Below are 12,530 nucleotides of genomic sequence, written 5' to 3' on the forward strand. Positions count from 1 at the left end.
TGGCGTGACGGATTTTGAGGCTATCGACATGACTGGCAGCACAGACCTGAGCGCATCGGCTCCGGCAGCCGACAGCGAGCCTCCGACGGCGAGGGAATTGCGCCACGCGTTCGCGGGCTTCGCCACCGGCATCACGGTGGTCGCCGCGCTCGTCGACGGACGCCCGACCGGTATGCCAGCGAACTCGTTCAACTCGATTTCCCTGGACCCGCCACTGGCCGCACTCAGTTTCGCGCGTACCTCGACGACCTGGCCACTCCTACGCCACGCACCACAATGGGGCATCAGCGTGCTCGGCGAACACCACAAAGCCGACCTCGCACGACTCTCGCGTCCCGCAGCCGAAAGGTTCGACGGAGTCTCCTGGGTCGCCAACCATGGAGCAGTGTTCCTGGAACACGCCACAACAACTTTCCGGGTCGGCGTCGCGGCTGAAGTCGACGCCGGGGACCACGTGCTCACACTGCTGCGCATCCACGCTCTCCGCCGCTCGACCGACGACGGGCCATTGATCTTCTACGACAACCGCCTGCACGGTCTAAGACCCCGACAGTCATGATCACTGCCGTTACCGCGGTTTACATCGCCGATGGCCATCGGCACCGCGCTCACCGCACTCGCGGACCATCTCAGCGCGCACGACCTGGTCCTGGAGATACTCCCCGGCCCGCTGCCCGGCCTCTACGACCCGGCCGGCTCCGGCTGGATGTTATTCGCGTTCTTCGCCGCGATGGGCGAGACCGGGCGCGAGAACATCCGCGAGGGCACCCTCGAAGGCCTTCGACGCCGCAGCCCGCAAGGGCAACACGGCTTCCCGGCCTCGCTGGTCAGGCCGGTGTGCTCGGCGTACGCGATGAGCAGCCCGAAAGAGGGTACGGATGCGACCGGTCGACCGACGGCGGGGTCCGCACGTGGCACCATCGCGGGGAAGCCGCGAACGGCGGCACCTGATCCATCGAGAACCGCCCGTGTGTACATGTCGGATGAGCGGCGCCCATCACGAGTACAGGACCGGCCGCCGCCGTCGGCACCGCAATCCCACCTTCCAGCGCACGATGAAGGACTCATGATGACCGCCACTGCGCACGAAGTCGCCGAAAAACTCAACCGCGCCTTCGACGAACCGTCCATGACGATGGCGATCCTGCTGGCTGACGTCATTCCCGCGCTCGCGGAGTTCGATCAAGAGGCCACCACCGCTGCGGACCCGGACAGCTATCTTGACCGGATCGTTCTGTTCGACGGCAGCATCATTCTTTACGACAGCCGCACCGAACGCTGGGCCGTCAGCAGCACCGAAGAGGTTGCCGCGTCCGACCAGCGGCGCCTGACCTCACTCTGAACTCCGACCGGGCGGGTAACCGCCTGGGCGCCGGAACTGGCCCGCACCATCACACGCACCTGCGGGTCGCAGCTGTGCAAACCCTTTGCGGAGGGCAGCCCGGCGAGGTGTCGCGACGGGTTCGACGCTAAACCGGAACAGGGACACAGGCGCCAAGAAATCTATGGTGAACCCACTAGACTTTCTTGGCGGAACGGGTTAATGTTTCTCTCGTTGACAGCAGAGATCGTTGAAGACGCAGACGTAGCAGGCCGAGCGTCAAGCAGGGCCCGGATCGTTCGTGGCTCGCTCGGCACCGCACTGGAGTGCGCTACCGCACCCCAGAAACAATGCAGTGGCACGACAAGACCTTGACGTAGTTCCAGGTCAGGGCATGTTCAGGCAGGGCCGATGCAGTTTTCGGGGTTCTGCCTGATGCAAGAGATCTGGCGAACGTGTGCGGGGCCATGAAGTTGGCGTGGGGCTCCGACACCGGCAGATGGCACGACAGCAGTTCAGGTAATGGAAGCAGAGGAAAGGGAGGGTTCAGCACCGTTGGATCGCCCGCCAGTCAGGACGCAATTCCCGGTTCTGGGGGTGGACACCGCAGTCTCCATCGAACGTGAGGTGGTCTCCGGTCACGCTTATGCGATCCTCGCACCGCCAGCCGCTGAAGTCCGCGGCCGGTGTGGATACGACAAGCCGATGAACCTATCGGTAGATGGTGTAGTAAACCCGTAACCCTGGGCCCCGGCGCTTCCGCGCCGGGGCCCTCGTCATGGAGGTACCTGTATGGCCCAACCGGATGACATGCTCGATGACGAGGATTACCCCGCCTACACGATGGGTCGGGCCGCGGAGATCACCGGCGCCTCGCCGGACTTCCTGCGCCGACTCGACGAGGCGAAACTGATCACCCCGTTCCGGTCCGCCGGCGGGCACCGTCGCTACTCCCGCTACCAGTTACGTCTGGCCGCACGAGCTCGGGAGATGGTCGACCACGGCACCGCCCTGGAAGCCGCCTGCCGGATCATCATCCTCGAAGACCAGCTCGACGACGCGTTCCGGCACCATCAGAGCCACCAGCGCCGACGGCACGTGGACGCTGCCTGACCCATCGCCCTGCGGTCCTTCTCCAACATGAGAGAGACCGTCTTGTCGCGCCTGCTCTCGCAGGACTGCACCGTGCGCCAAACGGACCACTACCGCGCGTCTGCTTCGCAACGGACGCCTCGGGCACCTGGCCGTATGGGCGAAACGATCACCGCCGCGGTCCGTTCGGTCGAGCTACGCTGGCACCGCTGGATTGCTTCTCGTCGTTGAGGTGCTGTCCAGAGGATCTGAAGTCGTTGACCGGATCATCAAAAAGGCTGAATACGCCGCAGCCCGGATACCGCGCTACTGGATCGTCGAACGCGACAACAGCACCGCGGTGCGCCAATACGCGTTGAACACCGATACGGGCGGCTATCAGCTCAGTCCGGCCGAAAAGCGATCGCTTGATCACCTCCTGACCGGCGTTCCGGACATCTCCCGACCCGGCGAACGCCTGGATGGACAGAGACACACGCGAGCGGTCGTGGGTAGATCGATGGGCGATCGAATGTCACGCCGTGGCGTCTTTTGGCGATTGATCGAATGCCGCACCCGATCATGGTCCGTACCGTCGAATGCCTGGCTAACCGGGCCCCTGCCGGCCTGCATCGGCGCGGGAGCCGCCGAGTTCGACGTAGAGTGACGTGATCACGTGGTGATCCGGTGGTGATCGGATGTCGGCGACCATTTCAGCACGGGCGCGACTAAATCAGTACGGTCGATTGGACGACGCCGGTCCGAGCGGCCCATGAACCACGCACTCGGCCAGTACCTGCGGAAACTTAAGCCTATTCTGACCTGTCACAACGCCTTTGGTGAGGCCTCGCGGGACGGTGGTCACGGAGTGTACTCGCGACCACTAGTCGTCTGACTATGAGTCAGAAGGTTTGGGGTTCGAGTCCCTTCGGGCGCACAAAATATTAAGGCCGTGACCTGCGGAAACAAAGGTCACGGCTTTTTTTGTGAGCTGGGCTTTCTTGAGCGCGAGCCGGCCGTAACCTTCGCCAAGTCCGACTACGGTGAGTTACCGCGGTTGCTGGTGAAAGGCTCGCGCTCGGCGGGTCTTCAAGCGTCGTCGAGCACCTGCTCAGACGGTGATCACCCAGGAGGCGGGTGGCGGCCCAGTCGGCGACCGCGGGCAATTCGGAGCCACGGGGATGTCGGCCACCACCATGCCGGTGGTCAGCAGCGGCACTTGGGCCACGATGTCGCCCTGCGGTGAGATGACGCTGGTCGGGCCGTAGGCGATGCGATCTTCGCGGGTGCCGGTGACGTCGGAGGACACCAGCCACATGCCGGTTTCGCGGGCCCGTTCGGCGCGCATGCTGTGGTGCAGGTTCTTGAACCTGGTCGCGGCCGGACGGCGCATCATGTTCTGCGCCGCGACCAGCAGCAGCGTTGCTCCCTGCGCTGCGACCCGGGCGGCCGGCTCGGGGAACTGGGTATCCGAGCAGATGTTGATGCCGTATCGCACGCTGTGCAGCACGAAGGTTGGGTAGTCCTCGCCTGGGGTGAACACCGTCTCGCCGGGCATGAGCCGGGTTTTGCGGTAGCAGTCGACGAGCCGGCCGTGGTCGATGACGACAGCGGTGTTGAAGTAGCGGCCGTTGTGGGCTTCGATGACGCCGAAAATCAGGATCGGCTCGATCGGTGCAAGGCAGCGCAACACCGCAGCGAACTCTGGCGAATCCAGCCCGATTGCGTACCGGCGGACGTGCTCTTCGTCGGCGAGGTAGCCCTGAAAGAAGCATTCCGGGAACAGCAGCAGATCCGCGCTGCGTCCGCACCCTTGGGCTGCGAAGTGCTTGATGCAGTCGAGCGCGCCCCGGGATCGCCCAGAATCTCCGGCGTCTGGCAGGCGCCCACGCGGACCGCGTCTGCAGGTCTATCGCTTAGTTCCATCATGGCTCAAGCGCGGCTTCGTCCTGGCCGTCGAGGACGATCCTGCCGTCCACGCTCGCCGTCAAACGTCCAGCGTTGATCTCCGTGACCCGCCGAACCGCCAACAGCGTGTTCGGCCGGGAGCGGAGCATCAACTTCTGCAGATTCCGGATCCGCTTGTGGTCCTGCACCTGCGCCGCCGTGAAGATCTTTTGACGCAGACGCCGTACGTGATCCTCACAGCCGCGCCAGTCGATCGCGTGTGAGTCGAGGACGTCCTCCGGTCCGTTCACCACCACGGCCGAAGCCACACTGGTGTCCAACTTGTCCTCCGGTTCCAGCCTCGCCGTCATCGTCTCTTTCACGGTCTCACCTGACCGCGTCAGCCTGCGAGCACGCGCCCGGGACTACACCACCGACATCACGCCGGTCCTCCTAACTGCGAGTCCACTCGCAAAGTGCAACTTCGTGTCGCAACGGCAGATAGGTAAAGCCGCCGGTTCCGGCCGCTGTACCCCCGACGAGTCGCCGTGCCGAGCTCATTCGTTGATCTCCCGTGGACCTTGAAAGGGCGGCACGGTGCGAGTTATCAGAAGGATCATCGTAGCGGCGGTAGTAGTGACGGCCCTCGTCATCGCTTTCCTCGTGCGGGCCGACAATGAGACCGGCGCGGTCGTCACCGCCGTCGCAGGTCTGGTGCTTGCAGCCGCCTCCACGCTAATCGACCTGGTCGCATATCTGCGGTCGGCCGGGACTCCAGTAGGCTTGCCCGAGCAAGCGGACGCCCTGGCCGCAGCCGCGGAAAGGCAGTGGGCGCAGGAGGCCGACGCCCGCGGGCTCAGCGACGGCGACGTGCTGCCACTGTCCTGGAGGCGGCGCGACGACGACCTGCCGGCATCTCCGGGAGCCGTGGCCCGGCGCGACGCCGGCGGGCGGCTGGTCGGCGACTTCGACTCGGTCATCAGGGAACTGGCGACCGGTTTCCACACGATTCCCGGCCGCCGAATGGTTTTGCTGGGCGAGCCGGGCGCCGGTAAAACGGTGGTCGGTCTCATGCTCACCCTGGGACTTCTTAAAGTGCGCGCGGCTGGCGGACCTGTCCCGTTCTTCCTTAGCATCTCCAGCTGGGATCCGGTCGTGCAGTCGATGGACGATTGGCTCATCCGGTCGATCGCTGAGTCCTACTATGGCGGGAATCAGGAGACCGCGCGCCGGCTCTTGCAAAGCGGGATGATCGTGCCGATCCTCGACGGCCTTGACGAGATTCCGGACTCCTCCCGACGGCACGCGATCGGCGAGATCAACCGTGCGGTACGCCATTCCCGTCCGGTCGTCGTCACGTGCCGCCTCAATGAGTACCGCGAGCTGATCGTCGACGGTTCGCCGACCTTGAGCCAGGCTCCGGTCCTCGCGGTGCAGCCGATTACCCTCGACGATCTGATCAGGTATTACGCACAGCTGCGATGGCCGCCCGGCGTCTCCTGGTCGCGAGTGTTCCAGCGGATGGGGGACGAGCCGGACGGCGCGCTGGCGACTGCCTTTTCGACACCGCTGATCATCTCGCTAGCTCGCTTGATCATGACGCAAGGCGGGGAAACGCCGGATGATCTCCTTGACGATCCGTCGCTGGAGAGCAGGCACTCGCTCGAGAACTGGCTGACTTCAAAAACGGTGCAGGCGGCGTACACATCCCGCGAGCAGCCGACCCCCCGCGAGCGCCGCCGGCGGTCACGCGCGGAACGGCACCTGGGCTACCTGGCCCAACACATGCACGCCCAACGGGAACGCGAGCTGACCTGGTGGCTGCTAAGCGACCGGGTGCTCCCGCCGTGGTTCTCGCCGATTCTGGGCCTAGCCGGCGGGCTCGTCTCGATGGTGACCGTCGTCGCGGCGTACGCGCTCCTCGTCCGTGGATCGGCCACCCCGGCCGGGGTGCTCGTCTTCGCCGCGGCGGTCGGCCTGGTCTTCGCGATTTTGCTGACCACCGCCTGGTCGATGACCGGCAAAAGACCACCCCGGCAACTGTTGTTGCGATCGCACGACGCCGGTCGGCGGTGGCGGGCAGGCTTCCGGTCCGGCGCCGTGGCCGTGCTGCTGCCGGCCGGCGCGCTCCTCGTCACGTTCGTGCTCTTCATCAGCATCGGTGACACATGGTCGTTCGAGAACCTGCTGAACCTGACGCGCGCCTTGGTGACGTTGACCGCCGTCGGGGTGACGAGCGGCGTCGTCACCGGGGTGTTGCGGAGCATTGAAGGAGCGCACGACGAGGCCTGGACAGCTGATCCGCCCGAACTCCTCCGGCGAGACCGCCGGTCGTCGCTGGTCTGCTCAGTCCTGGGCGGGCTGCTCTTCGGCGGCCTGATGGCCCCGTTCGCGGTCTTGGGGCTCTGGGTGGGTGGCGTGGGGCTGGGCCTGCTCTCACGATGGCCGGGCTGGCCGGGTGGGCCCGACGTGCACGCCGTCTTTGACGCCACCTACTTCGAGGTGGCCACCCGGTACTTCCGGACTCCCCAGCTCGCCGTCGCCGCCTTATTCGTGCTGCCGGGCGTTGGGTTCGCCATCCTGATCCTGATCACCCGCTGCTGGCCGCGGTTCGTCGTCACCTGCGCGGTGCTCGCGGCGGCCGGCCGGTTGCCCCTCAACTTGTCCGCGTTCCTTGATGACGCGTACCGACGCGGTGTGCTCCGCCGGTCCGGCGGCTTGTATCAGTTCCGGCATGGCCGCCTGCAGGAACATCTGGCCCTAGGCCGGGCCGCGAATCGGCGTCCGCTCGAAGGGGACGGAGTCCAGGTCAAGAGCGCGAGAAGGACCAGGGCCGCCTACGCCCTCACGGCCGTTCTCGTGCTACTCGCCAGCCTGTCGGCGGTCATGCTGCCGCGCAGCAATTCACTGCTTACCCTCCGGGGCCAGTACGCGAAGGGGCCGTACGACGTCACGTTCAGTCCCAGCGGTGCGCTGGTCGCGCTGCGCAGCGAGCGGGACCCGCTGGTCCATGTTTTCGACATCACCAACGGCGAGTCGAAAGGCACGTTTCCTGGCCACTTGAGTCAGGGCGAGGACGCCAGCATTGCCTTCTCCCCGACCGACGGAGCCATCGCTGTCACCCACCGGACCGACAGTACGAATCGGGGGGTCACCATTTGGGACCTGGCGTCCGGGACTCGCAAAGTCGAACTACCGCTCAGGGACGGTCGTTACATCGACACGCGAGCGAAGTTCAGCGCAGACGGCACCACGGTCGCGATCTTTGGTCCTCGGGCGCGAGGCCAAGCCCAACCGACCATGACGCTGTGGGATCTTCCGGCCGGCAGGCCGGCGCTGGAGGTGCCCTACGATCATCTCAGCCCACTGAGGATGAGTCCGGATCGCTCGACTTTCATGAGCTTCCGGGCCGGGCTCTACGTCTTGCGACGGATGTCCGATGGTCGCGGAATCGCCGCGCTGGGCAGGGTCGACCCAGATTCCCCGAGCCATTTCAGCTCGGATGGAAAACGACTGTTCGTCAACTCGTCGGGTCAGGTCGTGCTCTGGAACACCCAAACGGGGGTCGCTATTTTCCGGAGCCGGACGGCGTATTTCGCCCAACTCAACGGAACAGCCTTCTTCAGCGCGGACTCCCGGACCGCCGTCGTCGTAGACGGCCTCGACGCCAAAATCCTCGACGCCACGGACGGCCACACGCTCCAGCGACTCCGGCTTGCGGACATTGAAAATGTGGCTATCAGCACTGACGGATTTTTGACCGCCCTGGTCGCCGAGGACGGTCGACTCCTGACGCTGGAGCGCACGGGTCGAACACGCCGCTATGCCGGCCTCCCTCGGGCCGACCCTGAAAAGATCGCGAGACTGCCCTTGGGCGGGAGGTTCTTGGTGGCCACCGCGAGCGGCGGCAGCGACGCCAGAGCCTTCGTGGTCAAAGTCTTCGACACCCGCGACGGCCGGCTGCTGTGGTCGGAGACCGGTGTCGGAGTCGAGTCGTTCAACGGAGCTGACGACGACTATGCCGGCACGTCCTACCCGCCGGAGCCGGCCGACGACACCTCCGCGACCATTGCCCTGCGGACCGGCCGCAAGACGATCGAGTTCCGGCGTCTGGCGGACGGCGGCCGGACGTTTGAAATTCTGAACCCCGACCTTGTCGCCACTTCCGAGGTTGAGCTGCCGTGCTGCACGTTCATGACCGACCGGCTTGTCGTGCGGCGAGACCTCGCACCCGCCGAGCACACTCTCACCGTCTACGACACGACGTCCGGTCGCACTGTCGCGAGGATCACCGACGTCACGGGCGAACCCCTCATCGTTGCCGGCAAGATCGTATCGGCCGGGAGCGACCATGTCATCCGGGTCCGCAACCTGCTCAACGGCAAGGTCCTGGCGACTTTGCGCGGTCACACCGACGGCATCGAGTCGCTGGAAATGACGCCGGACGGCAAGCACCTGGCCAGCAGTTCGCGCGATGGCAGCGTACGCATCTGGGCCATTCCGTGAATGAGGTTATTCAAGGCCACCTTGACCGGCGCATAGCCGGAGGTCAGCTAGTGCCAGCGTCAGTCCGCGCTCACATCACCGAAAGCAGCCGAGAAAGCCAAGAGAGGCCATGATCCTGTTTACTGATCTGGCCGATGAGAGTGTGTGATGAGTCCGAAGTCTCCGTCGCGGGAAAGCCCGCAGGCATCTGCCTAATGCGCCTTCCGCACCTGCGGGACCTGCCTGGTCGGGTCGCCTATCCCTCGCCGCTCCGGTCGCTGCGCTCCTCAGCCCAGGCGACGGCGGCCCGGGACTGCGAGGTAGGTCAGGACGGCGAGCACGCGGCGGTGCCCGCCGTCGGTCATGGCCAGGCCCAGCTTGCCGAAAATGGCGTTGATGTGCTTGTGCACGGCGTTCGCGGTGATGAACAGACGGCCGGCAATCTCGGTGTTGTCGCGGCCCTCGGCCATCAGCGCGAGCACCTCGCGCTCCCGGGGGGTCAGCGTGGAGACGGGGTCGTCGCTTGCCCGGGTCAGTAGCTGGGCGATGACCTCGGGGTCGAAGGCGGTGCCGCCGCCGGCTACCCGGCGTAGCGCTTCGATGAACTCGTCGATGCGGCTGACCCGGTCCTTGAGCAGGTAGCCGATGCCGCGCGGGGCGCCGGCGAGCAGCTGGGTGGCGTACTCCCGCTCGACGTACTGGGAGAACACCATCACCGGGAGGTCCGGGTGGCGGCGCCGGGCCTCGATGGAGGCCCGGATGCCCTCGTCGCGGAATGTCGGTGGTAGCCGGACGTCGACGACGGTCACGTCGGGGCGGTGCTCGTCGACCGCGTCGAGGAACGAGTCGGCGTCGGTGACGGTCGCGACCACTGTGAAGCCGTTGGTGCTGAGCATCAGCTCCAATCCACCGGACAGGAACTCATTGTCCTCGGCGATCACCGCTCGGAGCACGGCACCTCCAGCGTGATCTCGGTCGGCCCGCCCATCGGGCTGCGCACGGTGAGCGTGCCGTCGAGCGCGCCGGCCCGTCGGCGGATGCCGGCGAGGCCGGTTCCGCGCGCTTCGTCCGCCCCGCCGGCGCCGTCGTCGGTCACCGTCACCGTCAACAGATCGCCGTGACGAGACGCGCGGACGCCCAGCCGAGTTGCGCGACTGTGCCGGGTAGCGTTGCTCAGCGCCTCGGTGACCGCGAAGTATGCCACCGTCTCCACCGCCGCGGGAACCCGGCCGAGGTTACTGACGTCGACGGTGGCCGGTAGGCCGCTGCTAGCCGCGACAGCGACGAGCGCGCCGGCCAGGCCTCGGTCGGCCAGGATCGGCGGGTAGGTGGTGCGGATCACCGTGCGCAGCTCGACCATCGCCTCTTCGGTGCCCTGGTGTGCCTCGGCGACCAGCCGGTTCACCAGGTCGGGGTCGCCGGCAGCCTGCCGTGCCACCGCGAGGCGCATCGCCACCGCGACGAGCCGGGCCTGCGCGCCATCGTGCAGGTCCCGTTCGATGCGGCGTAATTCGGCGCCATGCGCGTCGAGCACGTCAGCCCGGGTGCGGGTGAGATCGGCGACCCGGCCGGCCAGCCGCTCCGCCTCCGACGGCGTCAGCGCCCAGCGGGTGACCCGGGCATGGGCGCCGGCCAGCGCGGGGAACGCCCCGTAGGTCACCGCCGCGAGCACCGCGAACTGCACGGCGCCCAGCCCGATCGCGGTCGCCCACCCGGCGACCGGCACCTCGACGAACAGCGTGACCGGCTCATCGACCGGGAACGCCCACCAGAGCGTCATGGCGACTACGGCGGTTGCCAGGTTGCCGACGACCAGCAGGGCGAGAAGTCCCAGAGGCAGGCCGGTGGTGAGGTGGACGGTCAGCCACAGCAGGTGCCGGCGGAGCCGCACCGGGTGCCACCGCCGGCCGCCGGCCAGCCGCAGGTGCCACCGGGCCCACCGCTCGCGCACGCCGGGCAGACACAGCAGCGGCAAGCCGGGCAGCGACACCACCGCCGTGCCGAGGATTGTCAGCAGGTAGGCCGTGGCCCGCCGACGCGTCATGACCACATCTGTACCTGAACCGATCATCGGCCCGCACTACAGCCAGCTGTAGCCCTCGGTACGGTAGCCAGCGGTATGGGGCGCGGCGCCGCATGTTCCTAGGTTTCCAGGCATGAAACTCGTACGAATCGCAGTGACAACGGTCGCGCTGGTCGCCGGAGTCGGCGTCACCGTTGACGCGCACGCCGGCTCGGGTCGGCAGACCGACCTCAACCGTCTCCGTCGTGACACCGCAGCCGTGCACGCCCTGGGCCTGCCGGGAGTGCAGGCACGTCTTGTTCTCCCGGGCGGGCGCGCGGTCGTCGCGACCGCCGGCGTCGCCGACCTGGGCACCGGTCGCCGGGTGCCACCGAACGGGCGGGCCCGCATCGCCAGCACCGGCAAGGCCTTCATCGCGACGGTGGTGTTGCAGCTGGTGGCTGAGGGACGGATGGGCCTCGACGACCCGGTGGAGAAGTGGCTGCCGAGCGTGATCCGCGGCAACGGCAACGACGGCCGCGCCATTACGGTCCGGCACCTGCTTCAGCACACCAGTGGTCTGCACGACGACGTGCCTGACTTCGCCACCGCCGTCGACTACTACAAGCACCGGTACGACGTGTACACGCCAGCCCAACTGCTCGCGCGGACCTTGCGACACACGCCCGACTTCGCCTCGGGCACTGCGTGGCGGTACTCAAACGTGGGCTACATCGTGGCCGAGATGGTGATCGACAAGGTCACCGGACGCCCGTGGCACGAGGAAGTGCGACGGCGCGTCGTCGACCGGGCCGGTATGCGAGACACGACGTGGCCCGGCAACCTGCCGACACTGCCTGATCCACATGCACGCGGCTATCACGAGTTCGGTGCCGGCGAGCTGACCGACGTCACCGAGCAGGTCATCGTCGACGGTGGTGCCGCGTTCATCTCGACCACCGCAGACGTCAACCGCTTCTTCCGAGCGCTGCTCGGTGGCCGGCTGCTGCGCCCGGCGCAGCTCGCCGAGATGACCCGCACGATGCCACTCGGGCCAGAGTTCGAGGAGCTGCTGCCGGGGGCCAGATACGGGCTGGGCCTGTTCGAGCGGCCACTGCCGTGCGGTGGCACCTACTGGAGTCACCCGGGCGGCGGCAGCGGCTACACCAGCGACAACGGCGTCACCCGCGACGGCCGTCGCAGCGTGGCGGTGTCGGTGTCGGGTACCCGGCCGAACCTCGCCCTGCAGCACCAGCGAGCCACTGATGCGGTCGTCGAGAACGCGCTGTGCGGGCCGCGCGGCATCTGAGTACCGCTCCCGGTTGGCGTGCGGGGCGGTCAGTTGGCCAGGCGGGCGAGCACGACACGCTACTGGCCGACCTCGAGGGGATCGAGGGCGGCGACGGCAGCGACCGGCTGACTGGCCAAGTCGGGTACGACTCGCTGATCGGCGGCCCCGGCAACGACACCCTGCGCGGCCTGGGCGGCAATGACTACCTCGACGGCGCGTACGGCCAGGACCGGTTTGAAGGCGGCGACGGCAACGACACGCTGTTCGGTGAGGCGGGCGACGACTGGCTGGACACCGGCGGCAGCCTCAGCACGGAGACGGACCACCTGGACGGCGGCGACAACGCCACCGTGACGGGGGACAACTGCTACGCGAGCGCGGCCGACGTCACGGCGAACTGCGAGTACGCCGAGCAGTACTGGCCCGGCCCGGTGCCGGGCGGGATCCGCTGACGGGAAGAAAAAGGGCCGCAG

General features: G+C 67.0%; 11 protein-coding genes and 1 tRNA gene. 8 read left to right on the forward strand and 4 right to left on the reverse strand.

Annotated features, from left to right (window positions below):
• The 5 genes from ACFQV6_RS16210 to ACFQV6_RS16230 all read left to right on the forward strand — a co-directional run.
• Window positions 1–559 (forward strand): flavin reductase family protein (locus ACFQV6_RS16210; protein ID WP_378028309.1); only part of this gene is annotated, 559 nt, incomplete at its 5' end.
• 30 nt (window positions 560–589) lie between these two features.
• The gene (locus tag ACFQV6_RS16215; RefSeq protein WP_378028310.1) at window positions 590–1,342 is read left to right on the forward strand and encodes a hypothetical protein; all 753 of its coding nucleotides are present in this window, start codon (window positions 590–592) and stop codon (window positions 1,340–1,342) included.
• A gap of 771 nt (window positions 1,343–2,113) precedes the next feature.
• The gene (locus ACFQV6_RS16220; protein WP_378028311.1) at window positions 2,114–2,434 is read left to right on the forward strand and encodes a MerR family transcriptional regulator; all 321 of its coding nucleotides are present in this window, start codon (window positions 2,114–2,116) and stop codon (window positions 2,432–2,434) included.
• A 193-nt stretch (window positions 2,435–2,627) separates the two neighbouring features.
• The gene (locus ACFQV6_RS16225; RefSeq protein ID WP_378028312.1) at window positions 2,628–3,059 is read left to right on the forward strand and encodes a Uma2 family endonuclease; all 432 of its coding nucleotides are present in this window, start codon (window positions 2,628–2,630) and stop codon (window positions 3,057–3,059) included.
• Window positions 3,060–3,241: 182 nt separating this feature from the next.
• Window positions 3,242–3,329 (forward strand) — tRNA-His (locus tag ACFQV6_RS16230).
• A gap of 174 nt (window positions 3,330–3,503) precedes the next feature.
• Here ACFQV6_RS16230 and ACFQV6_RS16235 read toward each other — a convergent pair.
• Both ACFQV6_RS16235 and ACFQV6_RS16240 read right to left on the reverse strand, forming a co-directional pair.
• On the reverse strand, window positions 3,504–4,274 hold the full coding sequence (locus ACFQV6_RS16235) for a carbon-nitrogen hydrolase family protein (protein WP_378028486.1): 771 nt from the start codon (window positions 4,272–4,274) through the stop codon (window positions 3,504–3,506).
• 43 nt (window positions 4,275–4,317) lie between these two features.
• On the reverse strand, window positions 4,318–4,608 hold the full coding sequence (locus ACFQV6_RS16240; protein ID WP_378028313.1) for a reverse transcriptase N-terminal domain-containing protein: 291 nt from the start codon (window positions 4,606–4,608) through the stop codon (window positions 4,318–4,320).
• 307 nt (window positions 4,609–4,915) lie between these two features.
• On the opposite strand from ACFQV6_RS16240, the gene ACFQV6_RS16245 reads away from it, so the two are divergent.
• Complete coding sequence (locus ACFQV6_RS16245; protein ID WP_378028314.1) at window positions 4,916–8,785, forward strand: hypothetical protein; 3,870 nt, start codon at window positions 4,916–4,918, stop codon at window positions 8,783–8,785.
• Window positions 8,786–9,051: 266 nt separating this feature from the next.
• Here ACFQV6_RS16245 and ACFQV6_RS16250 read toward each other — a convergent pair whose 3' ends face one another.
• Entirely contained in the window at window positions 9,052–9,660 is a 609-nt protein-coding gene (locus ACFQV6_RS16250) for a LuxR C-terminal-related transcriptional regulator (protein WP_378028487.1), read from the reverse strand.
• A 41-nt stretch (window positions 9,661–9,701) separates the two neighbouring features.
• Entirely contained in the window at window positions 9,702–10,808 is a 1,107-nt protein-coding gene (locus ACFQV6_RS16255) for a sensor histidine kinase (protein WP_378028315.1), read from the reverse strand.
• Between the two features lie 112 nt (window positions 10,809–10,920).
• On the opposite strand from ACFQV6_RS16255, the gene ACFQV6_RS16260 reads away from it, so the two are divergent.
• Together ACFQV6_RS16260 and ACFQV6_RS16265 are read left to right on the forward strand one after the other, a co-directional pair.
• Window positions 10,921–12,075, forward strand: a complete 1,155-nt coding sequence (locus ACFQV6_RS16260) for a serine hydrolase domain-containing protein (protein WP_378028316.1) — start codon at window positions 10,921–10,923, stop codon at window positions 12,073–12,075.
• Complete coding sequence (locus ACFQV6_RS16265) at window positions 12,054–12,509, forward strand: calcium-binding protein (protein WP_378028317.1); 456 nt, start codon at window positions 12,054–12,056, stop codon at window positions 12,507–12,509. Before ACFQV6_RS16260 ends, ACFQV6_RS16265 begins: the two co-directional genes overlap by 22 nt.
• Window positions 12,510–12,530: the final 21 nt, after the last annotated feature.

The sequence above is a fragment of the Actinoplanes sp. GCM10030250 genome (assembly GCF_042666575.1).
Lineage (GTDB): Bacteria > Actinomycetota > Actinomycetes > Mycobacteriales > Micromonosporaceae > Actinoplanes.